The 24,194-nt window shown below is 33.5% G+C and carries 25 protein-coding genes, 2 tRNA genes and 1 other annotated feature; of the genes, 6 read left to right on the plus strand and 21 right to left on the minus strand.

Going from position 1 to position 24,194, the window contains the following annotated elements:
* Positions 1-33: 33 nt before the first annotated feature.
* The 7 genes from PBV87_RS03360 to PBV87_RS03390 all read right to left on the minus strand — a co-directional run bounded on the left by PBV87_RS03360 (position 34) and on the right by PBV87_RS03390 (position 6,910).
* Complete coding sequence (locus tag PBV87_RS03360; RefSeq protein ID WP_271011150.1) at positions 34-825, minus strand: endonuclease/exonuclease/phosphatase family protein; 792 nt, start codon at positions 823-825, stop codon at positions 34-36.
* Positions 826-830: 5 nt separating this feature from the next.
* On the minus strand, positions 831-2,495 hold the full coding sequence (locus PBV87_RS03365) for a PTS transporter subunit IIBC (RefSeq protein WP_271011151.1): 1,665 nt from the start codon (positions 2,493-2,495) through the stop codon (positions 831-833).
* 32 nt (positions 2,496-2,527) lie between these two features.
* Complete coding sequence (locus PBV87_RS03370) at positions 2,528-4,174, minus strand: glycoside hydrolase family 13 protein (protein ID WP_271011152.1); 1,647 nt, start codon at positions 4,172-4,174, stop codon at positions 2,528-2,530.
* Between the two features lie 158 nt (positions 4,175-4,332).
* A complete protein-coding gene (locus PBV87_RS03375) occupies positions 4,333-5,331 on the minus strand; it encodes a LacI family DNA-binding transcriptional regulator (protein WP_271011153.1) in 999 nt (332 codons plus the stop codon).
* A gap of 125 nt (positions 5,332-5,456) precedes the next feature.
* Positions 5,457-5,530: transfer RNA gene (locus PBV87_RS03380), tRNA-Arg, on the minus strand.
* 132 nt (positions 5,531-5,662) lie between these two features.
* Positions 5,663-6,562, minus strand: coding sequence for a DUF3881 family protein (locus tag PBV87_RS03385; protein WP_271011154.1), 900 nt, complete (start codon positions 6,560-6,562; stop codon positions 5,663-5,665).
* 150 nt (positions 6,563-6,712) lie between these two features.
* Positions 6,713-6,910, minus strand: coding sequence for a hypothetical protein (locus PBV87_RS03390; protein ID WP_053982412.1), 198 nt, complete (start codon positions 6,908-6,910; stop codon positions 6,713-6,715).
* A 151-nt stretch (positions 6,911-7,061) separates the two neighbouring features.
* Here PBV87_RS03390 and PBV87_RS03395 point away from each other — a divergent pair, with 151 nt between their 5' ends.
* Positions 7,062-7,937 carry a DegV family protein gene (locus PBV87_RS03395; RefSeq protein WP_271011155.1) on the plus strand — a complete coding sequence of 292 codons (876 nt, stop codon included), beginning with the start codon at positions 7,062-7,064 and terminating at the stop codon, positions 7,935-7,937.
* Between the two features lie 124 nt (positions 7,938-8,061).
* Here PBV87_RS03395 and PBV87_RS03400 read toward each other — a convergent pair whose 3' ends face one another.
* The 8 genes from PBV87_RS03400 to PBV87_RS03435 form a co-directional block, all read right to left on the minus strand.
* Positions 8,062-8,985, minus strand: coding sequence for a polysaccharide deacetylase family protein (locus PBV87_RS03400; RefSeq protein WP_271011156.1), 924 nt, complete (start codon positions 8,983-8,985; stop codon positions 8,062-8,064).
* A gap of 31 nt (positions 8,986-9,016) precedes the next feature.
* Positions 9,017-9,319, minus strand: a complete 303-nt coding sequence (locus PBV87_RS03405) for a hypothetical protein (RefSeq protein ID WP_271011157.1) — start codon at positions 9,317-9,319, stop codon at positions 9,017-9,019.
* A gap of 269 nt (positions 9,320-9,588) precedes the next feature.
* Positions 9,589-9,969, minus strand: coding sequence for a ribosomal maturation YjgA family protein (locus PBV87_RS03410; protein WP_271011178.1), 381 nt, complete (start codon positions 9,967-9,969; stop codon positions 9,589-9,591).
* A gap of 220 nt (positions 9,970-10,189) precedes the next feature.
* Positions 10,190-10,333 carry a hypothetical protein gene (locus PBV87_RS03415; RefSeq protein ID WP_271011158.1) on the minus strand — a complete coding sequence of 48 codons (144 nt, stop codon included), beginning with the start codon at positions 10,331-10,333 and terminating at the stop codon, positions 10,190-10,192.
* A gap of 20 nt (positions 10,334-10,353) precedes the next feature.
* On the minus strand, positions 10,354-10,611 hold the full coding sequence (locus PBV87_RS03420) for a hypothetical protein (protein ID WP_271011159.1): 258 nt from the start codon (positions 10,609-10,611) through the stop codon (positions 10,354-10,356).
* A complete protein-coding gene (locus tag PBV87_RS03425) occupies positions 10,565-13,414 on the minus strand; it encodes a polysaccharide lyase family 8 super-sandwich domain-containing protein (protein ID WP_271011160.1) in 2,850 nt (949 codons plus the stop codon). The genes PBV87_RS03420 and PBV87_RS03425 overlap by 47 nt, the downstream gene beginning before the upstream one ends.
* Before the next feature lie 381 nt (positions 13,415-13,795).
* Positions 13,796-13,869 (minus strand) — tRNA-Arg (locus PBV87_RS03430).
* Positions 13,870-13,935: 66 nt separating this feature from the next.
* Positions 13,936-14,844, minus strand: coding sequence for a prenyltransferase (locus PBV87_RS03435; protein WP_271011161.1), 909 nt, complete (start codon positions 14,842-14,844; stop codon positions 13,936-13,938).
* A gap of 166 nt (positions 14,845-15,010) precedes the next feature.
* Here PBV87_RS03435 and PBV87_RS03440 point away from each other — a divergent pair, with 166 nt between their 5' ends.
* The 3 genes from PBV87_RS03440 to PBV87_RS03450 are packed head-to-tail and all read left to right on the plus strand — an operon-like array spanning position 15,011 to position 17,426.
* A complete protein-coding gene (locus PBV87_RS03440; protein ID WP_271011162.1) occupies positions 15,011-15,943 on the plus strand; it encodes an ABC transporter substrate-binding protein in 933 nt (310 codons plus the stop codon).
* The gene (locus tag PBV87_RS03445) at positions 15,943-16,677 is read left to right on the plus strand and encodes an ATP-binding cassette domain-containing protein (RefSeq protein ID WP_271011163.1); all 735 of its coding nucleotides are present in this window, start codon (positions 15,943-15,945) and stop codon (positions 16,675-16,677) included. The genes PBV87_RS03440 and PBV87_RS03445 overlap by 1 nt, the downstream gene beginning before the upstream one ends.
* Positions 16,674-17,426, plus strand: a complete 753-nt coding sequence (locus PBV87_RS03450; RefSeq protein WP_271011164.1) for an ABC transporter permease — start codon at positions 16,674-16,676, stop codon at positions 17,424-17,426. The genes PBV87_RS03445 and PBV87_RS03450 overlap by 4 nt, the downstream gene beginning before the upstream one ends.
* Before the next feature lie 56 nt (positions 17,427-17,482).
* On the opposite strand, the gene PBV87_RS03455 is transcribed toward PBV87_RS03450, so the two are convergent.
* On the minus strand, positions 17,483-18,121 hold the full coding sequence (locus PBV87_RS03455) for a TetR/AcrR family transcriptional regulator (RefSeq protein WP_053982400.1): 639 nt from the start codon (positions 18,119-18,121) through the stop codon (positions 17,483-17,485).
* Between the two features lie 337 nt (positions 18,122-18,458).
* Here PBV87_RS03455 and PBV87_RS03460 point away from each other — a divergent pair, with 337 nt between their 5' ends.
* Positions 18,459-19,727: a D-alanyl-D-alanine carboxypeptidase family protein gene (locus tag PBV87_RS03460; RefSeq protein WP_271011165.1), complete on the plus strand. Its 1,269-nt coding sequence runs from the start codon at positions 18,459-18,461 to the stop codon at positions 19,725-19,727.
* A gap of 39 nt (positions 19,728-19,766) precedes the next feature.
* Here PBV87_RS03460 and PBV87_RS03465 read toward each other — a convergent pair whose 3' ends face one another.
* From PBV87_RS03465 to PBV87_RS03475, 3 genes are read right to left on the minus strand one after another with little or no spacing between them, the layout of a single operon-like run.
* The gene (locus PBV87_RS03465; protein ID WP_053982398.1) at positions 19,767-20,168 is read right to left on the minus strand and encodes a zinc-ribbon domain and TM2 domain-containing protein; all 402 of its coding nucleotides are present in this window, start codon (positions 20,166-20,168) and stop codon (positions 19,767-19,769) included.
* 12 nt (positions 20,169-20,180) lie between these two features.
* Positions 20,181-20,537, minus strand: a complete 357-nt coding sequence (locus tag PBV87_RS03470) for a DUF2752 domain-containing protein (RefSeq protein ID WP_271011166.1) — start codon at positions 20,535-20,537, stop codon at positions 20,181-20,183.
* 15 nt (positions 20,538-20,552) lie between these two features.
* On the minus strand, positions 20,553-20,948 hold the full coding sequence (locus tag PBV87_RS03475; RefSeq protein WP_053982396.1) for a DUF4190 domain-containing protein: 396 nt from the start codon (positions 20,946-20,948) through the stop codon (positions 20,553-20,555).
* Positions 20,949-21,075: 127 nt separating this feature from the next.
* Between PBV87_RS03475 and PBV87_RS23025 the strand changes: the two genes are divergently transcribed.
* Positions 21,076-21,414: a DUF2752 domain-containing protein gene (locus PBV87_RS23025; RefSeq protein ID WP_416388413.1), complete on the plus strand. Its 339-nt coding sequence runs from the start codon at positions 21,076-21,078 to the stop codon at positions 21,412-21,414.
* Positions 21,415-21,632: 218 nt separating this feature from the next.
* Here PBV87_RS23025 and serS read toward each other — a convergent pair whose 3' ends face one another.
* A complete protein-coding gene (gene serS / locus PBV87_RS03480; protein WP_271011167.1) occupies positions 21,633-22,907 on the minus strand; it encodes a serine--tRNA ligase in 1,275 nt (424 codons plus the stop codon).
* A 66-nt stretch (positions 22,908-22,973) separates the two neighbouring features.
* Positions 22,974-23,176, minus strand: a binding site (T-box leader).
* Positions 23,177-23,422: 246 nt separating this feature from the next.
* On the minus strand, positions 23,423-23,989 hold the full coding sequence (locus PBV87_RS03485; RefSeq protein WP_053982394.1) for a sugar O-acetyltransferase: 567 nt from the start codon (positions 23,987-23,989) through the stop codon (positions 23,423-23,425).
* Positions 23,990-24,194: the final 205 nt, after the last annotated feature.

The following is a 24,194-nucleotide window of genomic DNA, read 5'->3' on the forward strand; positions in this document are numbered from 1 at the left end:
ATTCACTAGTGCAACTTAAATACTTACTATATTCTACTTTTGTATCTTCACTTCTACGCCGAAGTGGTCTGATACAATAGGTTGATTCTCACCATTAAAGCATACTTGTGAAGAAATGACCTCAACAGGCTGACTAGACCATACCAAATCTATTCTAAGTTGTTGTTTATTTTCTTCCCAACCATCTATTTTACCCAATACTGTTACACCTGAGTCTTTGTTCTGTGCTAGTGTATACGTATCTTGCCAACCTTTTGAAAGCATGTAGTCATATCCTTCACTCCTTGTATTGGCATTATTATTAAAATCGCCCATTAGAAATGCAAGACGCCCATTTTTAATCTCTTCATCTAATCTATCTACTTGGAATTTAAATGATTCTTCTTCATCATTCCACCAACCTAAATGGCAAGAATAAAAATCAATTAATTCTTCATTATACTGGATCGTTACTTTAATAATCCTTCTAGTCTTCCAGTAGTTAGTATCTGTACCATTGGTAATGAAAAATTCCTCTTTCTCATAAATAGGATGTTTAGTCAAGATACCAAGTCCTTCTTCATACACCTCATAGCCAATATGAGAGAATGCCCATGCATAATCATAATCTGTTACGCCTATTTGCTTTAGCTCATCTAATAATGCGTAAAGATAGTTACCTTCTTTAAGATTATCTCTTATAATTTTGCCATTTTGATGTTGGCTTACTTCTTGAAGGGCTATTACATCATAGCCCTCCTCTTTAATTTGCTTTGCTAAACATTTTAATTTATATGCTTGCTCTTCCTCTTGCCAAGAATGACAGTTAAGCGTTAGTAACTTCATACCTCTTATCTCCCTAAGATATCTTGTATCGTACACTTAAGCACATCTACTTGTGGACCATAGATTGCTTGCACACCATTATTTTTGTGCACAAGACCAATAGCACCATTTTGTTTCCATGCTGTTACATCTCCTACTAAACTAGAATCTTTAACTGTAACACGTAATCTAGTCATACATGCATCTACATCTACGATATTTTCTTCACCACCTAAAAGCTCAATAGCTCTTATAGCTTGCATATCTTTTGATCCTGATGCTTTTGCTAATTTTACTCCATCTGCTGCCTTTGTATCTTCAGCCTCATCGTCAATATAGTTACCTTTACGTCCTGGTGTTGCAATGTTGAATTTCTTGATTAAGAAGCTGAATGCTCCAAAGTTAAGGAAGAAAAATACAACACTTGTAATAATAAAGTTTACAATATCCATACCAATTCCTGCATTGACCATCATTGGTGCACGAGTAAGGAATTCAATAAATCCAAATGCATGTACTCTAAGGTTGATAATATCTGCTAACGCAAATGCAAGACCTGTTAACACTGCATAGACTACATAAAGAATTGGTGAAACAAACATGAACATAAATTCAATTGGTTCTGTTACCCCTGTTAAGAATACAGCTAAAATTGCAGATAAGAAAATAGTTTTGTATTTAGATCTTTTATCTGGATCTACATTTTTGTACATCGCATAAGAAATACCTAATAATGATGCACTTGAAAGAATAACTTGTCCTACTTTAAAACGAGCTGGTGTTATTGTTGTTAATAATTCATTGTATGCTGCCATATCTCCAGCAGCTTTTAAGTTATTAAGGTCTGTAATCCAAGCTAACCAAAGTGGATCTTGCCCTGCTACGACTTGTCCTGCAGCTGGACCTGTTAACATAGTATATAAGCCACCAAGTTCTGTATAGTTCACTGGTACTGTTAACATATGATGTAATCCAAATGGTAAAAGAAGTCTTTCTAATGTTCCATATACAAATGGAGCTAATACTGGAGCTGTATCTTTTGATGCAGCTAACCATTGGCCAAAGCTATTTAAACTACCTTGAATGAATGGCCATACAACTGAAAGGAAAATAGCCATTACTGTTGAACCTACAATAACCATGAAAGGCACAAAACGCTTACCATTGAAGAATGCTAATGCTTGAGGTAATTTATCAAAGTTATAATATTTATTATATAAGTATGCACCTAAGAAACCTGAAATAATACCGATAAATACACCCATATTTAATGCTGGTGCACCTAAAATAGATGTAAAATAATCTGGTACTGTAAGTTGTTGACCAAATAAGCTTGTTACTACTGCACTACTATCACTAAGCATGCCTGCACTTACACCAAAGATTGCACCTGTAATTCTATTTGTTAAAATAAATGTTAATAATGCTGCAAATGCTCCACCTGCACGGTCATTTGCCCAAGATCCCCCGATTGCTACTGCAAATAAAATGTGTAAATTCCCAATGATGGCCCAACCAATGTCTTCCATAACTCTAGCTACAGTCTGAAATACTTGAGCATCAAAATTCATCCCAATAAGTTTACCAAATGAAACCATTAACCCCGCTGCTGGCATTACTGCAATAACTACTAATAAGGCCTTACCAAATTTTTGCCAGAAATCGAATGAAAATATTTTTTTGTCCTTCATCTCGCTACCTCTCTTCACCTTTTAATATTGTCTCAGCTTATTTTGTATAATCTTGCTTCATAAGGTTTAAGAACCCCTTCACTTATCTCATCATCTAGATAGTTGCATAAAAGTAATTCCTTATATGCTAATTGTTGATCTAGTTGATAAAGTGCTTCTTGATCTGTCAAATTACATAAGATTAAATATTGACCCTCTCTATCTGTACGTGTATAGGCATAGATTTTTGGATCTTCTTCAAGTATTAAGTTATATTTACCATATACTAATGAAGTATGTGACTTTCTTAATCTAATCATCGCCTTGTAGAAATTCAAAATAGAATTTGGATCTTCTAATTGATATGCTACATTAATCTCATGATAATTCGGATTCATATCTATCCAAGGTGTACCCGTTGTAAACCCTGCATTGTGGTCATCATTCCATTGCATAGGTGTTCTTGCATTATCTCTTGAACAATTCCACATATATTTGAGGGCTTCTTCTTCACTTTCACCCATTGCAATCATTTCATTATATTTATTTACAGAAGATACATCATTGTATTCTTCTATATGAGTATAACGTACATTTGTCATACCAATTTCTTGTCCTTGGTAAATAAAAGGTGTACCTTGTTGCATGAAATACATAAGCCCTAGAGCCTTTGCGCTTTCAGCCCAATACTCTTTGTCGTTACCCCATTTTGATACTGCTCTTGGAATATCATGATTTTCAATAAATAATGCATTCCAACCTTTTTCATGAAGCGCATCTTGCCATTTAGAAAGTGTCTTCTTAAAAGTTAGAACATCTAAAGGTTCTTCACCATTTGTATCCCATAATTCAAGATGCTCAAATTGAAAAATCATATCAAATTTACCTTGTTCTTCATCTACCCATAAATAACCTTCATCCGCACTTACCCCATTAGCCTCTCCAACAGTCATAATGTCATAATGTGCAAATGTACGCTCTTTAAGCTCTTTCAAGTAATCATGAATACCTTCCATATTCATATGCTTACTAAAGGAAGATACATATTTAAGTCCTTCTGGATTATCTAAATCTGTAAGACCTTCTTCCTTTTTGATATGGCTAATAGCATCTACTCTAAAACCATCAATACCTTTATCTAACCACCAATTGATCATTTGATATAAGGCTTCTCTAACTTCTTTGTTTTCCCAATTTAAATCTGGCTGGCGCTTACTAAATAAATGTAAGAAATATTCATCTGTAGCTTCATCATATTCCCATGCTGAGCCACTAAAAATACTTTCCCAGTTATTTGGTTCTTCACCCTCTTTTCCTGATCTCCAGATATACCAATCTCTTTTGTTACTATTTTTTGATGACCTAGATTCTAAGAACCATTCATGTTCATCTGAAGTATGATTAATTACTAAATCTATAATAAGCTTCATACCTCTTTTATGAACTTCAGCAAGTAAAGCATCAAAGTCTTCCATTGTACCGAAGTCCTGTAAAATATCTTCATAGTCGCTAATATCATAACCATTGTCATCATTTGGAGATTTGTACATTGGGCAAATCCAAATAACATCTATACCTAAATCCTTAATGTAATCTAATTTTGAAATAATTCCTTGAAGATCACCTATGCCGTCCCCATTAGAATCCATAAAACTACGAGGATAAATTTGGTAACCTATAGCTTCTTTTTTCCAGTTCATGTCGTCTCCTTGTTGTGCAACCGCTTGCATTGCTATTTAAAAAATATATGGCTATTATGACCATATTTTCATTGAAATAACCGATTACTTTGTACAAAAAATATACTGTACCCATATTATAGCTTTTTTATACGTTTTGCGCAACCGGTTTCATAATATTATTTTGATTTTCTTTTAATAAATTCTGTTTCTACTATATAATGTGTTTGCTCTTGTCGCTTTTCTTCTAATTGCCCAATAATTAGCTTACCTGCATACCATCCTAACTTTTCTGCATTAATATCTACAGATGAAAGTGGAGGATTTTGATAAGCACCTATTGCTGTATTATTAAAACCTATCAGCTCTTTTGAGTCTATACCTACCTCATCAAAATAGTGTTTTATACCTACTGCAATAAGGTCATCCGTTGTAATGATAGCTGTTAACTCATCTAATTCTACTAACCTCTTAGCAGCTTCTTCGCCTGTTAATTCATTAAATTCTTTCCCGTGATAAATATATCTTTCATTTAAATCTATACCATAAGCCTGTAATGCTCTTTTATACCCTTCATAGCGGTCTTTAGATACAGCCCACTCTGTATTAGCCCCCACAAATCCAATGGTCCTGTGTCCACATTTAATGAGTTCTTCTGTTACACGATATGTAGCATCTATATTATCATTATCTACCCATAACGTTTCATCTAATTTTTCAGGATGACCTATTACAACAAAAGGAAATTTCATTTCTTGTAAGTAAGCTATTGTTTTATCTTGTACTTCAGCTTTTAAGATAACAATTCCATCTACCCTTCTATTGTCTGTAAGTTCCTTTACGTACTTGAGCTCATCCTTTTTATCTTTTGCAAAAGCATACATTACATAGTAATGATATTGGCTTGCATATAAACTAATTCCTTGCATTACTTGTATAAAAAACGGATTTGAAAAAGAATTCTCTATTTCATTAGGTAACATGATTCCTAATGTTTGGGTCTTGTTATTTGCCAAACTCCTTGCTATCGCATTAGGCTTAAAGTTTAACTTCTTAATAGCTTCACGAACTTTAGCCTTTGTCTCCTCGCTAATACGTTCACTATTAGAAAGTACTCTTGATACAGTTGATGGCGCTACTCCTGCTTCTTTTGCCACATCTCGAATAGTTACTTTCATTGTTTCACTCCTTCAATCCATATTGTATTTCTTTATCATACTCTTTTTCCTTATTAAATTATAGCCTCTTTGTATAAGAAAATATAATACAAAAAAGGTGCTACGAGTAATCGTAACACCTTTTACGTTCCCGACTGGAATCGAACCAGCGGCCTACCGCTTAGGAGGCGGTCGCTCTATCCTACTGAGCTACGGAAACAGAACTATTTGACTATTTTATATTACGCCTTTAATAGTTATTCGTCAAGTATCATAGCTATACTTAATACTATGATTTTTATAAGTATTATTTTTAATCATTAGAATAAAAAGTGCAAGTTGTTTTGCACTTTTATTCCATTATGACTTGACCTTGTATCCAGCAAGTTCCCATAAAGCGCATACCTACACTTGGCATGCCTATTAATTCATCCTTATGAATAACAACTTCTAGTATTAAATCATTAACGTCTAAGGTGAGGACATACATTTCTTCATCAGTGATTTTATTTTTTCGCTCTTTAATAGCTAAAATCTCACCTAGAATAGCATATACAGAATCTTCTACTGTAGCCGGCATAAAGTACCCACTCATTACAGTTAAAAAGTCTTCTTCTCTAAGACGCTCTTTCAGTAAAAGGTCTAGTTCTTTTTCTTCCTTTTCTAATAATGATCTTGCTTCTTCATCTCCTTCTTTCATCTTTTGAAGGATACTACGTAGTTTTTCTCGTTCTTCTTTTTCAACACGTTCTTCTTCTTCATCTTTTTCAATAGGTAAAATAATTGTGCCTTCAGAAGCTATTCCAACTACGTTAACTTCTTTGATGGTCTTTCCTTGTCGTACACCTTCTAAATACTGTACCGTATTTTGCAAAATAAAAATAATTTCCATTGAACTTTCTTTTTCTTCAAATATTACATAGTAATCAGTATCTTCTTCATCGTATTCATCGCCTCGTTCAATAGAAAGCTCTTCAATTTGCATATTATTTTCTGCTTCAACGAATGCATCACAGTTATAAACTGTAATTTCTGGGTCTTTGTCACTATCATTATCTTTTTTTACTGTTACTCTGACAATAAGATATGTATTTTCTGCTAGCTCCTGTAAGTATTCTGCAAAGATGACCTCTGGTGTAAGTTCAATTGCCATTTGTTTAGATGGATTGTTTAAAATACCTTCAATAATATCTTCTGTATCATACTTATTTGAGGATTTTGAAAACCCAACTGCATTTAGTGGAGATTCCATAGTCGTCCTCCTCTCCATTATTTTATCTTACATTATACATGAGTAAGTAAAGACCTTGCAAGTAGATGCTTCTTTACATTGTATGAAATTTTTTTATATTTCATACTCATTATGATTATATAAGAAAAAGAGGTGTCTAAGACACCTCTTTTAATAATGTTTAATCCACTGACCTACTTGTCCACAATTAGGACAGCGCACTGAATTATTAATTTGACTATTGTAAAGTCCTGCTACATCCATAAATGTTGTATCAACACCTGGATAAAATGTTGAATTTAAAGTAGATGCATATCGCTCTATACCTGTCATGTCATATCCGCAACTTTGGCATTGAAATTGTTCCATTATGCTATTCCCTCTTTTCATTCATTAACTTAATCCTTAGTGTATATGAATTTTAAGATTTTATACATTTTGGGCCAACAATGCCCTTTCATTGGTTTTTTCACTAGAATATGTTATAATATTTAAAATATTTTCGTTAGGGAGTGACTATATGAATTTTGTTATTGCTGTAGATTCAGGAGCTGATTTATCTCTTTCTTATCTTGAATCTGAAAACTTATATCTTTTTCCTTTAACTTTCACTCTAAATGGGTATGAAATCAAAGATGATTTTGGCAAAAGCTATTCCCATAAAAGTTTTTATGATTCTTTACGTAGTGGTGCAATGCCTACTACCTCTCAAGTAAATATCTTTACCTTTAAGGAGCAATTTACGATATGGGCTAAGGAAAATATACCTGTACTTTACCTCGCCTTCTCTTCTGGTCTTAGTGGTACATATAACAGCGCTTGCATAGCACTTAAAGAAGTGCAAGAGGAATATCCTGATGCACCTATTACAATCATTGATACATTAGCTGCCTCTAGTGGTGTAGGATTACTTGTTTACCATGCATGTACCCTACGTAAGCAAGGTAAGGATATTAAGGAGGTCGCAGATTATATACGTGCAACAGCACCTTACCTTTGTCACCTCTTTACAGTAGATGATTTATATCATCTTGAACGTGGAGGACGTGTAAGCCATGCTTCTGCTTTTGTTGGGTCTTTACTTCAAATCAAACCTGTACTCTATGTCAACGATGAAGGAAAACTCATTCCTTATCAAAAAGCGAGAGGTAGAAAAAAAGCTTTGCATGCTTTAGTTGACCTTTTTGGTAGTCTAGTAGAAGATACGACTCAACCTGTTATGATTTCACAATCTGATTGTGAAGAAGATGCACGTCTTGTTGCCAAGCTTCTTCAAGAAAAATATAATGTGGAAGTGGCTATGATTAATCCAATTGGTTCAGTTATTGGCTCTCATTGTGGTGCCAATGTTATTGCCCTTTTCTTCAGTGGTAAGCAAAGAGTGCCAAATAAATAGTACTTCTTCTTGAAAACTTTACATAAATATATTATAATTTACGCCTAATCACTTTATACACTTATATTACAAAAGATAAATCGGAATCAAAAAACCGCCCTTTACATCAAGGGCGGTTTTCTTTTTATTTAAATTTAACTGGTTCTGATTCTGGAGAAAGCGCTTCAAATACAAAACCTTGTTGTTTTAAGCCTTCTACGATTTGAGGTAATGCTTCTACTGTTGTTGTCTTTGCAGCTGCATCATGCATTAAGATTACTGCATTGTCATTGTATTTTGCTTGATTTAAAACAGAATTTACAATCACTTGAGTATCTTGAAGACCTTTTGCAGCATCTTGAGAATCTACATTCCAATCATAGTATACATATCCTGCTTGTGTGACTGCTGGAATAATCTTATCCATAATATCTTTTCCACCATAACGATGGCTTACTGTATTATTAGAGCCACCTGGGAAACGAAGTACCTTAGTCTCTACGCCTGTAAGATCTTTAATATGTTTAGATAAACTTTGTACATCTGCCATAAAGTTATCTACATTTTGATAGATTTCTGCATAGTCATGTGTACTAGAGTGGATAGCAATAGAATGCCCCTCGTCTACTATACGTTTATAAAGATCATCATACCCATCTTTTTCAAGTACAAAAAATGTTGCACGAATTTGATTTGCTTTTAAGAAATCTAAAATCTTAGTTGTATTAGCACTTGGACCATCATCAAATGTTAAATATGCTACTTTTCTATCTTCTTGCTCTTCAGTAATTACAGAAACATCTACACCTTGTTTTTCTAATTCTTGAATCTGAATATTAAGCTCTTCGATTTGTTTAAGAAGCTGCTCATTCTTTGTTTCTAATTCTTGTACTTGTACTTCTAAATTAGCTTTACTTGCTTCCACTGTAGTAAGTTCTTCTTGTGCTTTTGTAAGAGTTTCTTTTCCTCCACTACTCTTACTAGCAAGGAACCCAGTTCCTGCAAATAACCCTAAAGATAATGCTATAAGTAAAATAGTTATACCTATTTGATTATTTCTTTTCGCCATTTTCAATCACCCAATCCTTCTGCTTCTATTATTATTTCATACTATCCGGAATTATAATAGGCTCAAAGCGCCATAAACCTTCTTCTACTTTTTTTACTTGAGCTTCTAACTCTTTTGTCTGCTCTTGTAATTCATTAACTTGTGCATTTAATGCTTCTTTTTGTGCTGTTACTTCTTCAATACGTGCTGTAGTCTCATCTATCTTTTTATCTTTCAAATAGGTATTAATACCTACACCACCACATGCTACTAAACTTACTAAGAAAAGTCCAATTGCTATCTTCTTTACTTGTACTCCTCTTGACTTTGTTTTGGAATAACGATATGTACTCATTGACTTAGATCCTTCCTCTATATTTCTGCTAATTTATTTGTGTCTATATGCTATTTTTCGGCATCTTAAGTAATATTTTTACTTTATTAGCCATTCTCTGTCATCTTATCTAGTATAGCATATTCTCTTTAAAAGAGGGGAAACCACTAGGAATTTTTAATAGAAAATTTTTCCTCATTTTTATGACTCATTTTTATAGTAATTAGTTTCACACTTTCTTTAAAATTTATAAAAGAAATTTAGAAATAACAAAAATTATTTTATGCGCTTTAGCTTTTTTCATTCATTAATAACTCTATAATGCCCCCTATTAAGATTCCTACACTATAACAAACTAAATCACTCCATAAAAATCCATATCCTAGCACAAGACCACCTAGAGTTGTCGCTCTTATAGCATCAATCCATGGGGCATGATAGAGTTGACTCAATTCTATTCCAAATGCAACAACAAATGCCATCAACATTACATATTTAATAGATACATTTTTAAATACAAAAGCAATCCCTAAAAAGACCATCAATGCCCATAGCGTATCCCCTGAATATATCGCTATAAATTCTGGAAGTCCTGATATTCTTCTGGATAAAATCCCTAGTACTATCGTAATAATTACCAATCCTCCATACCAAATCCTATTTCTATTCATCTTCTTCACCTTTTATTCCTCCTCTATAAAAATAGGCCTAATAAGCTACATCATTGAATACTTTTGCTTCTCATGTAGTCTTATTAGGCCGTTTAGTTTTATACTGAATAGATTTATTATATCATACTCACTTCGAAAATATATAAATTTTATCCTACTAGTCCCTTTTCAGTAATTCTTCTTCATTACTGTAATCATTCCAAATTTTATTAGTAATTTTCTATTTCACCCATTTTACTAATCCTTTTTCTGTTAGAACATACTTATGTTCTACACTAGCTTCCATTAAATCTGCAAATACACAATGTGTTGACTTAATATCTATTTTTAATTCTTCAGCAGCCTCTAACATTCCATTATTCACAACAGTAGCCTTTTCATTAGTTAAATCTTTAAATATCGTACTCCTATAGAACCATTATTAGCATCTTCTATAAGGCTATAAATGACTTGTACTACCTCTTCTCTAGTTACTGGTTGGTTAGGCTTAACCTGATTGTGCTTGTCCTTTTGTATATACCCTTTTGCCGTATGTACTACTCCTACTTGATCTCTTAAAGGTTGTAATAAAGGTTTTTTATCTACATTTTCTTCTTTACTTAGAAGAATTACTAAAAGTGCTGCTAGTATTCGTATTATCATCTTCACTGTTATCTATAACTAGAGCTTTAGTATTGAACTTAATACCAAAAGTTTTTCCTTCTGCTTTATTTACATCTACTGCAAACTTAATGGTTGGGCTTAAACTTATTATTTCTATTCCTTCTGATTTTGTTATAACATTATACGCTTTCTGATTAATTTCCACTTCAATTTTTCCAGTGTTTTTCATCGTTGGATCAGAAATAGCTACTTCTAACGTATTCTTTTGTTGTTTTTTCATAATAGAAGCTTTTTTATTAACTGTTAGATTATCTACAGTTAATACTTCATCCTCCCAGAAGTTAGCCGCTAAGATACCTAGTTCTTTTTCCTCTACAGCCTGTACTTGTGGTGTATTAGATAAGATTTCAATATTTGGATTAGTAGCATACTTTGCAACTTCTTGTTGTGATTTGCCTGGGAGTAAAACATAGTCATAGGTTTTACCAATTGGATTGGCCCCATGTGATAACCACATTTCTACATAATTTTTTGTTACTAACTCTTCTGAACTTTTCTTTTTTACATCTGCCCATTTCCCAGTATTAGCAACTTTTTTCACATTAATTTCTGCTTGTGAAGGGAAGTAATATCCTATATCTGCACCTTGTACATTGCCTTCTAAATATGCCCAACTCGCCTTTATAGTTTCTTCTTGCCCTAATGTATGAACTGCTTCTTTTCCATTTATGGTCACTCTATTCGTTGCATCATCTTTAATTTTTCTATTCTCTATGATTGTTTCAATTTCTCTGCCTTCTGTACTATTGATGTCACTACCTAACATTACAATCTCATCATCGAACATAAAATAAGATTTTTTAGCTTGTAGAGATTTATATTTTGCCATAGGAGATTCTGATCCCCTATCAGTCACTAAATCTCCATTTAATTGCATACCTGATACACCATATGCTCCAATTTGACTTCCTCCTACCCAGTTTTCTTTAGAGAATAATTTTTGTCCAATACTTGCATTATCCCCTGGGTTATTAATATCTAACTTGATAGTATCCACAGTTGTCCCTGGAAGCCTATAAGGATTTACTGTATTCCAATAATCATCACTATACTGAGCTAAATCACTATTGTAAAGATAAGTCATACCATCTGAAATATGCCATCCTCTTAGATTTTCTCCATTCATATACTCATAGTTACTGATTCTACTTGAGAACATACTTAATCCTAGTAAATAATCTCTTCCCCTATGTACAGTACGGTCCATTAATCCAAAATGCTTATGTATTTCCTCAAAAGGTGCTACCGCTATACTTGTATCATTTAAAACAGACTCTGCTAGATTAATCAGTTTAATGTTATTTGTATTTGCTGTAAAATTCGTAGAAGTATCTTCTAGTATCCAAGATTTAGCATATGTTTTTAATTCATTAGCAAGTTGTTCATCTACGATTTCTGAAAGCAGCAGAAATGATCCTATAATATTATGTCCAGAATTTCTATCTGTTTCATTATTTCTAGCTATAGCACGCCCTCTTACCATATCAAGTGCAGCACCTTTATAAATAAATGGTGCAAACGAATCTAAAGCAAACGAAGTAAGTACTTCTAATTTTTCTTTAGGCACTTCCCATTCACTGCCTTCTAATGCTTGAATCACTGTAGATGCACCTGTTAAAAATACGTTACCATAAGTTCCTACATAAGGCACATGTCCATGTTGCACAAATGAACCATCTGTATAGAATCCATCTACATATCTCCCACTACTTTCTCTTTGTTCATACTTTAATAAACTACTAATTGCATCCCTTGTCATAACTAATTGTTCATAATCGTTTCTAAGTGCTCCCATTACAAGTGATATCATAGATACATCCACTCTATTAGCAGCTTCAGATTCTCGGTATTCATTTGCTGATGCACCACTTGCTCCTGAATGAAATGGATCTGGCTGATAGAAATAGATAACATCTGTATATTTGTTAATAGTTTCTTGTCCTAACTCATCAAACAACATGATACAAATATTATTTAATGCCTTTGGTATCCCAATTTCCCATTGCCACCAGTTTCCATATTGCTGTTTAATAGAATATGCATTTTCATGTAGCCATTCTAACGCATACTTAATATCCTCTAATAGTTCTTCATTTTTATAGTATTTACTTTCTGGCATTGAATAGCCTTTTGCAAGCCATTCTAAATTAAGATACATTGTTCTGATATGTGCTGGATCTTTTTTATAATTTGCGACATTTTTAGTATCCCATAATATACCACCATCTTTTTTGAGTCCACTCCAATGTGTGTCCACAAAACCTTCTATTCTACTAATAACTCTATTGATATTCTTACTATTTGTATCATTTTCTTTTCCTATAAGGGTCTCTAACCATTTCTTTCTCATTTTTGCATATACAGCATTATCTACTTCTGGAATAGTATCTATATACATGACATCTACTTTCCATATAACTTCATTATTATAGTTATCTTTTGCTGTAATAGTGCTAAACCCCTTTTCATGAGCTAATACTTTTCCATCCCCATTTACACTAGCTATATTATTATTACTCGATGCCCATGTAATAGGGTCTATCAAGTTTGGTGGCACTTGCAACTGCATCTCTTGATTTCTAACAATCTTAATAGAAGATGGAGTTGTAATTTGTATACTACTACTTGTTGTAACATTTACCCCTCTATATAATGATTCTTTCAGATAAGGCTTACTTTCCTCTGCTTCTTTTGCATATGTATTCATCATTGGTATTATACTACTAGTAGTATGGACTGTTACGACTGTTGCCATTAACAAACATATTCTTTTTTTGCTCATATTAATCTCTCCTTTTTAATTTATACTTCACATTTATGATAACCCCAATTTTTTGTATAATAAATACACATTTTCCATCTTTATATTCATTTATACATGAATTTTTATTATTTTTTTTATGATATATCTAAAATCTTTTATGTATTTGGTTTATAAATGCCTCTTTAAATATCTATTTTTTGTATTTTTTACCCTCTACTGAAATAGTCTCATACAAAAAAAGCACTAACTTTATAATTTCTATAAAAGCTAAAGCCTAGAATCTCTTTTTAGATATACTCAATATATTCTATTAGATTTTATTTTTATTACACATACACAAAGCAAAAGAGACAGCCTATGAGTATTAATTGATACTCATAGGCTGTCTCTTTTTAACAACACACGCGGTAGGATTCGAACCCACGACATTCTGATCCGAAGTCAGACGCTCTATCCAGCTGAACTACGCGTGCTTATCTTGGAATAGTTTAACATATCTATATACTAGTTTCAATGGGTATAACTTCTTTAATCCTTACTTATTTCGATACTAGTAAGGATAAGATAATAATTAAGTTAAACGTCCAGTGAACATTATTTGTATAAGGTATACCTAGTCCTTTAAATGTACTGACTGCTTTATAGGCCTTTAGAGCAATTGGCAATGTAAAGAGTACTACTAATGCAACCCATGAATAAAGCCCTAATACCACATAGAGAACTGTTAAAATATAAGCTCCAAAAACTAAGCTTGCATAAAGTTTTCTACTCTTCTCACTGCCTATACGTACACTCAATGTTCCTAAGCTTAATCCACTATCTCTTGTAAAGTCTCTCATTTCATTACTTAGCATTAATGCTGGTATAAAGAAACTTGGTGGAATAGCAATAAGTATAGGTTCCCATGAAAAGCTCATACTAAATGGGAAGTAAGCACCATATACCATTAAAGGTCCCATTAATAAGAATGATAACGGTACGCCTAATCCTCTACGCTTATATACAAATGGTTCTCCTGTATAAGCATAAGAACCTATAATGCCTATAAAACCTATTATAAGTAACTTCCAGCTACTCATTAGTACAAGTAATAGCCCAAGCCCTGCTGCTCCTACAAAAGAAGCCATGCCGCATAGGAAAACAAGTACATCAAAATAAGTACGCTCTACTCCTAAAAATACAATCTTTCTGCCTGCAGGTCTATGATATCTAAAGGATCCTTCAAAATAATCATTAATAAAGTTGGCTCCTAATTGTGCTAATATCCCTGCTACTGTAATCATTAAAATTTTGCTAATATCTATAAAATTAGCTTGAATAAGTCCTTGTCTGTAAGCGACTAAAATGCCTATTGTTGTCGATGCAACTGCTAAAGTTAGTGAGAAAGGCCTTGATGCAATCCACAAATCCTTAATCAGTTGTATAAAATATTGTCTGTCTCTTTTCATATTCTTCACCTTTATATGTTTTTACTCAACTATTCATTATGTCATAGTTCCCATAAATATACAACCTGCTTTACTTTTCTCATTTTATCCAAATAAATACATGGTCATATCTGGAAATTTGTAGTACAATACTGCTTGTCTAATTTTATACTTAGGAGGATCTTTCATGAAATTAAATAAAATTTTAGCTCTATGTATATGTATATCTACACTATTTGTCGGATGTAGTTCTACTCCAAAAGAAGAAGTACCAAGTACTTCAACTGAACAAGTAACACATATGCTTAAAGTTGGTGTTATGCCAGCTGTTGATACTGCACCCATTTATTTAGCAGAAGAAAAAGGCTACTTTGATGAACTTGGTTTAGACCTTGAAATCATTCGTTTTAACAATGCGCAAGAACGTCAAACAGCCCTTCAAACACATACAATTGATGGGGCACTTACTGATCTTATTGCTGTAGCTACAAACGTAGATGGTGGTTTTGATCTTAAAGCAACTACATTAACAGATGGGGTATTCCCTGTTCTTGTACGTGAAGGTTATAAAGAGACGCCTGATATCAAAGTAGCTATGATGGAAGTTTCTGTTTCTAACTTCTTAATTGATGAGTGGCTTTCAAAAGACTACAATATAGAAAAAATATTTATTAACGATATTCCTGCACGTCTTGAGATGATTAAATCTGGAAAAGTAGATATGGGTCTTTTCCCTGAACCAATGGCAACAAATGCTACAGCTGATGGCACACTTGAAAAACGTATCTATACACCAGAGGATGGTATTTGTCCAAATGTTATGGCATTTACCTCTCAAGCTTTAGAAGACAAAGAAGAAGCCATCAAACTTTTCCATGAAGGCTTCAACAAAGGTGTAACAGATCTTACTACAAATCCTGATGAAGCACGTGATATATTAATCACAAGCTTAGAACTTAATCCAGCCATCAGAGATACAATGATTCTACCAACTTATACATCAGCACATCTACCAGCTACTGATTATATGCAAAAAATCATTGATTGGGTTCAAGAAAACCTAAAACAAGATATTACTGTTACACCAGATATGTTAGTAGAAGGAAAGTTCGTACAATAATGATCGAACTTTCTAATGTAACTTTTAGTTATGAGGCTAAGAGGGTTTTAGGCCCTCTTAGCCTTTCTATTCAAGCTGGTAGCACTTGTGCCCTTATTGGCCCCTCTGGCTGTGGCAAGACAACCTTGCTCCATTTATTAGCCGGGCTTCTAACACCTACTGAGGGTACAATACAAGTTGCACAACAACCTTTAATAGCCCCTAGAGCTCAAACAAGTGTCATTCTACAAAACTTAGGCCTACTTCCTTGGAAGACTGTTTATGATAACGTAGCCCTTGCTCTTATTAATAGCAAACTCTCTAAGGTACAACTACAAGACAAACTCCTTCCTCTACTAGACACTTTAGGACTTAAGGAATATTCCTCTAAATATCCTCATCAGCTTAGTGGTGGACAAAAGCAACGGGTAGCTATTGCTAGGACACTGATTACTAATCCAGATGTGCTGCTTCTTGATGAAGCAACTTCTGCCCTTGATGAAATTACTAAAGAAAAGCTTCAACATCTTATTCTAGACATCTATCATCAAAATCCTATGACACTTGTATTTGTGACCCATAGTATTGAAGAAGCTGTTTTTCTAGGACAGACCATCATCATTATGAATAATGGGCATATCTCTCATACTCTTTCTAATCCACTTTTCGGGTGTAATGATGCCAAAGAACATCTAGACTTTTATAAACAGTGCCTAGAAATTCGCAAGCTTCTAAAGGAGGACCAGGCTTTATGAACCTACTGAAGAAAATTACCAAATTCCCTACCTTATATGGTATCTTAAGTGTTATTTTTATGTGGCAGCTTCTAAGTTTGGCTCTACAGTCTAATGTTTTGCCTACTCCTTTTAAGGCTATTACTAGCTTTATAACACTTTTTCCTACTATTTTATATAAGCATATTTTAGTAAGTATCTATCGAATTGCTTTAGCCCTTTCTATTTCCTTACTTCTAGGCATTTCCTTAGGAATGGCTTGTGGGCTATATCCAACCTTAGATAAACTTCTTTCCCCTATTACTTATATTTTATATCCCCTACCTAAAGTAGCTTTCTTACCTCTGTTTATGATTTTCATGGGGATCGGAGATGCTTCAAAGGTAACACTTATGGTATCTATCATTATTTTTCAAGTACTTATTGCTGTTAGAGACGGGATTAAAGAAATTCCACTTGAGCTCTTTCAATCTATGAAAACACTTGGCCTAACACCTATTCAGCTTTATAAACATTTAGTTGTACCAGCCATGCTCCCTAAGCTTTTTTCAGCTATTCGCATCAGCCTTGGTATCTGTATTTCTGCCCTCTTTTTCGCTGAAAACTTCGCTACATCCTATGGTATCGGCTATCTCATTATGAATGCTTGGTCCATGGTTGAATATCCTAAAATGTTTGCAGGTATTATTGGACTAAGTTTACTTGGCCTTATCTTATTCAAATTAGTTGACCTCTTAGAAACTAAATGCTGCCCATGGCTAAAAAAATAGGACTAAGTAACTCACCCTAGTTACTTAGTCCTATTTTCTTTGTTCTTTTTTCATCTTTACTTCCAAATTTTACTAAATACTGCTAAATGATCAACGTCACCATTCATTTGATCTGTAATATAACTTGATACAAGTACGCCTGCAAATAAGTTTGCAAGTTCTTTAGGTTGGTCACTTAAGCTAATTTCTTTTGCTTCTTGTGCTTTCTTACAAATATCTTGGAATAAAGTATTTAAAGTTAAGTTATTGTAGTAAGCATATTCCTCCTCTTCAATACCGTTGAAGAAATATACAAACTCTGCATCAATAAGCTTCATTTCATTATTTTCTTCACCTACAGTAAGTAAGAAGTTAATATAACTATCTACAAAACGACTATATTGAGTTTCTTCATTAAACCATTTGTAAATTTCTCTGATCTTTTCTTCAAAACTTAAATCATCTGGCCACTGTTTGATACGTAATGCAATACGGATTGTAAAGATTCTTAAGAAATAATGGAATACATGATCCTTGGTTGAGAAGTAATTAAAGAAAGTTCCTCTTGAAATTTGAGCACGGCTACAAATTTCATCTACAGTGATAGAAGAGAAGTCCTTCTCTTTAAGTAAGTGGCTTACCGCCTTCAAAATAGTAGTTCTTGTTTTAACAAAATTTATCTTCCTTAATGGAAAATTTTCTAATGATTCGTACATAATAAATCTCCTTTCAATTCCCTTACTAAACTATTCCTTTAAAGTATGGTCCATTTTAAATATTATATTCATTTTTAGGATAATATTTTTTATGGTACTAATAACCTTTTTAATTACTGGTTTTTTAACTGCCTTTTATATTTTCTACCAATCTTTTCATGAACGAACGCCTTACCTATTTCTATTATAACTCTATTTTTTTAACCTAATGTAAAATTGTTATTAATAAATTATGAGACTTATATAAATAAAATATTCATTCTATAGGTATAAATAAAACTAGCTTTTGGCAATAAATATTGCTATATTATAACTAAAAAAGCAAGGACCTGATTCAATGAAAAAAAGTAGCTTATTTCTTTTATTATGTACCTTAGTGTGTACACCTTTAACTTACGCTTCACCTTCTCCTGCTGTAAATGCTGAAGGTGCTATTCTAATCGAACCACATACACGAACAGTTTTATATAAGAAAAATATCAACTCTCCTTTTTATCCAGCAAGCACAACTAAAGTTCTTACTTCTTTATTACTTGTAGAAGATTTAAAAGAAGATGGAACAATCACAAAATCCGCAGATAGTGTAGCTAATGTACCTTCTGATAGTAGCCATATAGGCCTTAATATTGGTGATACATACTCTTATGTAGATGGTATCCATGGTATTATGATGGGTTCTGATAACTTCATTTCTTATGATATGGCAGTCTATGATGCAGGTAGTATTGATGCTTTTGCAGCTAAAATGAATGAAAAAGCTAAAAGTCTAGGTGCTAATAACTCTAACTTTGTAAATCCACATGGCTATCATGATCCAAATCACTATACAACACCTTATGACTTATCCTTAATTACTGCTGCTGCTTTTGAGGATCCAGTATTATGTGAAATTGCCGGAACACCTAAATATAATTTTAATATTATTAATTCAGGTAAAACACTTCCTCTTTCTCATACAGCCCAATTCTTTAAAGAAGGGTCTCCTTATTTTAATGAGAATGTACTGGCTGCTAAGACAGGTTATCATACCCCTGCAGGACGTACACTTGTTGCCAAGGCACAATATGGCGACTTAGAGCTTATTGCTGTTGTTATGAAGTCTGGGTATCCAACTTACTTTGAAGATATTAATACCCTCTTTGAATATGGCGCAGAAAACTTTGAATTTGTAAGTGATGCCAATCATAATGTAGGTGTTAAAAATGTTTCCTATTCTGACTGGTCTGCACCTTATGTTCAACATGCTCTATCAAATAAGTGGATTAAACCTTCTGCTAAAAGCTATATGGATAAAGCCTCTGCTAATGAATTTCTTACTATGATTGAGAACATGCTTCCTTATGCTTTAAAATCTGTTGTAACTGAATATATGCCTACTAATAGTACTGGACCATTTAAATTTAACCAACCCATTACACGTAGTGAGAGTATTCGTCTCTTCAAGCAAATAGCTGGTTCTTTAGACCTTGAATGGCCTCATATAGAGCAAGGTGTAAAGTTTATACAAAAAGATCAAAGTCAAACACCTCTTACCATAGAAGAGTGTATTTATCTCACTCAGTTAATCGGAGATTCTATTTTAACTGATACGTTAATTACAAATTAAAAGGGATGTAGCCTATAGGCTACATCCCTTTTATCTTTATCAATCTTTAAGTGGTACACCATCTGCATCTGTTTGCACTTGCCCAGCTAAAATTAAAATAGAATCTACAAATGGCCAAATAGCGCCAATACCACATGTAAATATAGTTACTAATATTTGTGCAATAGCAATTGAATTATAACCTAAATAGAAACGGCCTACGCCACCCCATCCTAAAACAAGTTGTAAAATCCCTGCAACAAGTCTAGATTTACGTGTATCAAGTGGTTGATAAGGTTGTTGGTAGTTTGTTTGTTGATACGTTCCTTGTTGCTGACTACCTTCTTGATAATTTGTTTGTTGATAGCTTGCTTCGCCTGCCTCTTTTCTAATTTCAGCACCACATCTTCCACAAAAACGATCAACATCTCTTACTTCTGCTCCACAGTTTGGACAATTCATACTTATTCCTCCTTAAAAGGTTATACCTTTAAACATTTTCTTAATAATCCAATCTAACAAACTTTCTTTATCATATTGTCTATTTATAATTTTTCTGATCACCATATAAAGCTCACTTAGTACAATGCTTAGAGCTATTATAATCCATACATACACTAATGGATTTAGTCTAAATGCCTCTAACATATTCCCTCTGCTCAGTTGGAATAATGCTGCTCTAATATTACACCCTAAACATTTGCTGCCTAATGTATCAAATATACAAGTAGTTTGGTTATTACTAAGTATCCCTACTCCCTTTAACATTAATGGTCCTAATATTAGAAATGCACTAGCTAATATAAGCTTATATTTCGTTATCTTTTTCATTACTTTATCTCTTTCTTATAGTCCTACTACTATTCCTAACATCACAATAAGGAATAGCCCTCCACAAAGTGCAATTCCGATTCCACCTAGGACAATACCTGCAATAGACATGCCTTTACTTGATGGATACTTTAATCCTAAAACCCCAAAAATAATCGCTGCAATAGAGGGAATAACTCCAATGAAAGGAATAATGCAACAGCTAATAAGACTTACAATCCCTAGTACTAAACTGGCAATTCCAAAGCCTATGCCTTCATTATTAGGTGTTACTGCTTGATATCCATTATAAGGTCCATTTATAGGTGGTCTAGGTTGTTGATAATTATTAGTATGCTCAGGTGCTACAGGTGTATAGTTAACTTGGTTAGGGTCTTTACCATCTTGGTTCGTGTGATTGTATTCATCCATTTTATCTCCCCCTTTACATGATTTTATTGTATTATAGTTAAAGATAAGTTGCAATTATTTTTAGACTAATCAATCATTAAACATTCTTAATTATTATTAACTAAATTATTAAGAAAGGAGTGTTAATTTGCATCTGCTACGTTTATTCTGCTACCTTCTTATCATTCCACTTGGCTTTATCGCATCACATACTTCTCTAGCAAACGAAAGTATCTGCTACTGGTATACTCATTACAATCTCTTATGCCCTATGTGTGGTGGAACACGCTCCTTTATACATTTTATTACCTTTCAGTTTCAACAAGCCTATAGCTACAACCCTGTCTTAACTCTAAGTGTTTATCCTATTATGGCTTTCCTTGTCCTACAAGATAGTTATACCATCATAGCTAACCACTTCTTTAGCAGGAATCAAAGTTCTCTTTTACTTTTCTTCATTAACTTATTGAATAGAAAGGAATCCTAATATGTCCCATTGGCTTCCTGTTACACTAATCTATATTACTTTTCTTCTTGGGCTCATTCTCTATATGATACCATTCAACCTAAGAAACTTTAATAAGCTCCGTTTAACTTATCTAGGCTTTCTCCTTACATCACTCATTCTCTATCTTATCTGGGGGATTTTCCGTAACTTTAAATAAATAAAAAAGAGCTGTCTTATGACAGCTCTTTCTTTAAAATCTATTTTGTAATACGCTTAGCACCACCCATGTATGGACGAAGTGCTTCTGGGATAATAACTGACCCATCTTCTTGTTGGAAGTTTTCTAAGATTGCAGCTGTTGTACGACCTACTGCAAGACCACTACCATTTAATGTGTGGATGAATTGTGCTTTATCTTTAATATTATCTTTAAACTTAATGTTTGCACGTCTAGCTTGGAAGTCTTCGAAGTTAGAACAGCTTGAGATTTCTACATAACGACCGTAGCTTGGCATCCAAACTTCAATATCATATGTCATTGCTGAACTGAATCCTAAGTCTCCTGTACAAAGTCTAACAACACGGTATGGAAGACCTAATGCTTGTAAGATACCTTCAGCATCATTTGTAAGTGTTTCAAGTTCTTCATATGAGTTTTCTGGTCTAGCGAATTTAACCATTTCTACTTTATTGAATTGGTGTTGACGGATGATCCCTCTTGTATCACGACCTGCTGAACCAGCCTCTGCTCTAAAGCATGCTGTGTAAGCACAGTGTTTGATTGTAAGGTCTTTACCATCTAAGATTTGATCTCTGTACATATTTGTTACTGGTACTTCAGCTGTTGGTACTAAGAAGTAATCTGTACCTTGTACTTTGAAAGCATCTTCTTCAAATTTTGGAAGCTGACCTGTACCTGTCATACTTGCACGGTTAACCATGAATGGTGGGAATACTTCTGTATAACCATGTTTGTCTACATGCATATCAAGCATGAAGTTCATGATTGCACGTTCAAGTCTAGCACCTAAACCTTTATAGAATGTAAAACGAGCACCTGTTACTTTTGCTCCTTTTTCAAAATCAAGAATATCTAAACCTTCACCAAGATCCCAGTGTGGTTTAATTTCGAAATCAAATTCTCTAACATCCCCAACTCTTCTAAGTTCGATGTTATCTTCATCACTAGCACCTTCTGGAACTTGTGGGTTTGGTAAGTTTGGAAGTGTAAGAAGAATGTTTTGGAGTGTATCATCTACTTCTTTAACTTTTTGATCAATACCTTTGATTTCATCTGATAGCTCTTTCATTTCAGCAAGTACAGCTGTAACATCTTTACCTTCTTTTTTCATAACTGGGACTTGTTTTGATACAACATTTTGTTTGTTTTTAAGTACTTCTACTTCTGCAAGAAGTTCACGTCTTTTAGTATCTAATTCTAAGAATCCTTCTAAGTCATAGTTACCACTTCTCTTAGCTAATGCTGCTTTTACGCCTTCAAAATCGCTACGTAGTCTTTTAATATCTAACATATCTTTCACCTCGTAAATATAAAAATAATAATAAAATAAAAAACGCCCTTTTATCTCGTAAAAAGATAAAAGGACGATTGCATACTCGTGGTGCCACCTTCATTCATCAGTAAATAAACTGACCTCTTATTGCTATAAAGGGCAACTCCCTTCTGGCTCATCACCAGCAACTCAAAGAGCGGAACACTAAAGTCTGTTTACTAGTTCACACCATCCACTAGCTCTCTTAAAAACAAAATCTTAAGCTTTTCTCTCATCAACGTTATTTTACCTATATAATGAAAGTTTTCATATTTGTTTCATTATATGCCATTCATATTCAAAATGCAAGACCTGAATATTGTTTATATTTTTTTTAAATAATGTGTATATAACTTTTTTATTTGGTCCATACTACCATTGTACCAAGTGTGAGGTACATCGCTAAATCCCCCCTCAACCTAGATTTCCTCCCCCGAAGTCTAGGTTATTTTTTTGCCTTTAGGCCTTTCCCCTTAGCATGAACCATCGATTACTTACTTTCCAGTTTGACTTTCAATCTTTCTTATCACTTTGCAAGGATTTCCTACTGCAACTACATCATCTGGAATATTTTTAGTTACTACACTCCCTGCTCCTATAACAACATTCTTACCGATAGTAACACCTGGACAAATAATACTTCCTCCACCAATCCAAGTATTATCTCCTATTACAATAGGATAACCCATTTCTATACCACTCACTCTTAAGTCTGCCTCCACTGGATGGGTCGCTGTATAGACTTGTACATTAGGAGCAAACATAACATTGTCCCCAATAGTTACGGTATTTACATCTAGTATAGTACAGTTATAGTTGGCATAAAAATTCTTTCCTACTTTGATGTTGTATCCATAATCACAAAAGAAGTTAGGCTCCATATATAAATTTTCTTCTGTTTGAAGAAGCTCTTGTAAAACCTCTAATCTTTCTTCATGGTTACCCGGTTCGAGATGATTAAATTTATAGCACAATTGTCTTGCACGTGTACGATCTTCTGTAAGTTCTTTATCTGATGCATCATAGCCTAAACCTTTTAACATTTTTTCTTTTTCTGTCATGGGATTCTCCTTTTCAAATGATCTGCTGAATTCCCTTATATTATATAACTTTCATACATGTATTTACATAGTTCTACTTTTTATCTAACTATTAATTTATACCTTCTAAAAAATTTTTCGTTATTTTTTTAACACTTTTTATTGACACCTACCCTAACCCATGTTATTATTCTAGTGTAAACAGCATTATTTCTTAATCAAAAAC

Source organism: Holtiella tumoricola, from assembly GCF_027857615.1.
GTDB lineage: Bacteria > Bacillota > Clostridia > Lachnospirales > Cellulosilyticaceae > Holtiella > Holtiella tumoricola.

Excerpts from the sequence above, each read along its gene's own strand:
- PBV87_RS03360 (WP_271011150.1), bottom strand. The coding sequence starts at position 825 with ATGAAGTTACTAACGCTTAACTGTCATTCTTGGCAAGAGGAAGAGCAA.
- PBV87_RS03365 (WP_271011151.1), bottom strand. The coding sequence starts at position 2,495 with ATGAAGGACAAAAAAATATTTTCATTCGATTTCTGGCAAAAATTTGGT.
- PBV87_RS03370 (WP_271011152.1), bottom strand. The coding sequence starts at position 4,174 with ATGAACTGGAAAAAAGAAGCTATAGGTTACCAAATTTATCCTCGTAGT.
- PBV87_RS03375 (WP_271011153.1), bottom strand. The coding sequence starts at position 5,331 with ATGAAAGTAACTATTCGAGATGTGGCAAAAGAAGCAGGAGTAGCGCCA.
- PBV87_RS03385 (WP_271011154.1), bottom strand. The coding sequence starts at position 6,562 with ATGGAATCTCCACTAAATGCAGTTGGGTTTTCAAAATCCTCAAATAAG.
- PBV87_RS03390 (WP_053982412.1), bottom strand. The coding sequence starts at position 6,910 with ATGGAACAATTTCAATGCCAAAGTTGCGGATATGACATGACAGGTATA.
- PBV87_RS03395 (WP_271011155.1), top strand. The coding sequence starts at position 7,062 with ATGAATTTTGTTATTGCTGTAGATTCAGGAGCTGATTTATCTCTTTCT.
- PBV87_RS03400 (WP_271011156.1), bottom strand. The coding sequence starts at position 8,985 with ATGGCGAAAAGAAATAATCAAATAGGTATAACTATTTTACTTATAGCA.
- PBV87_RS03405 (WP_271011157.1), bottom strand. The coding sequence starts at position 9,319 with ATGAGTACATATCGTTATTCCAAAACAAAGTCAAGAGGAGTACAAGTA.
- PBV87_RS03410 (WP_271011178.1), bottom strand. The coding sequence starts at position 9,969 with ATGAATAGAAATAGGATTTGGTATGGAGGATTGGTAATTATTACGATA.
- PBV87_RS03420 (WP_271011159.1), bottom strand. The coding sequence starts at position 10,611 with ATGATAATACGAATACTAGCAGCACTTTTAGTAATTCTTCTAAGTAAA.
- PBV87_RS03425 (WP_271011160.1), bottom strand. The coding sequence starts at position 13,414 with ATGAGCAAAAAAAGAATATGTTTGTTAATGGCAACAGTCGTAACAGTC.
- PBV87_RS03435 (WP_271011161.1), bottom strand. The coding sequence starts at position 14,844 with ATGAAAAGAGACAGACAATATTTTATACAACTGATTAAGGATTTGTGG.
- PBV87_RS03440 (WP_271011162.1), top strand. The coding sequence starts at position 15,011 with ATGAAATTAAATAAAATTTTAGCTCTATGTATATGTATATCTACACTA.
- PBV87_RS03445 (WP_271011163.1), top strand. The coding sequence starts at position 15,943 with ATGATCGAACTTTCTAATGTAACTTTTAGTTATGAGGCTAAGAGGGTT.
- PBV87_RS03450 (WP_271011164.1), top strand. The coding sequence starts at position 16,674 with ATGAACCTACTGAAGAAAATTACCAAATTCCCTACCTTATATGGTATC.
- PBV87_RS03455 (WP_053982400.1), bottom strand. The coding sequence starts at position 18,121 with ATGTACGAATCATTAGAAAATTTTCCATTAAGGAAGATAAATTTTGTT.
- PBV87_RS03460 (WP_271011165.1), top strand. The coding sequence starts at position 18,459 with ATGAAAAAAAGTAGCTTATTTCTTTTATTATGTACCTTAGTGTGTACA.
- PBV87_RS03465 (WP_053982398.1), bottom strand. The coding sequence starts at position 20,168 with ATGAATTGTCCAAACTGTGGAGCAGAAGTAAGAGATGTTGATCGTTTT.
- PBV87_RS03470 (WP_271011166.1), bottom strand. The coding sequence starts at position 20,537 with ATGAAAAAGATAACGAAATATAAGCTTATATTAGCTAGTGCATTTCTA.
- PBV87_RS03475 (WP_053982396.1), bottom strand. The coding sequence starts at position 20,948 with ATGGATGAATACAATCACACGAACCAAGATGGTAAAGACCCTAACCAA.
- serS (WP_271011167.1), bottom strand. The coding sequence starts at position 22,907 with ATGTTAGATATTAAAAGACTACGTAGCGATTTTGAAGGCGTAAAAGCA.
- PBV87_RS03485 (WP_053982394.1), bottom strand. The coding sequence starts at position 23,989 with ATGACAGAAAAAGAAAAAATGTTAAAAGGTTTAGGCTATGATGCATCA.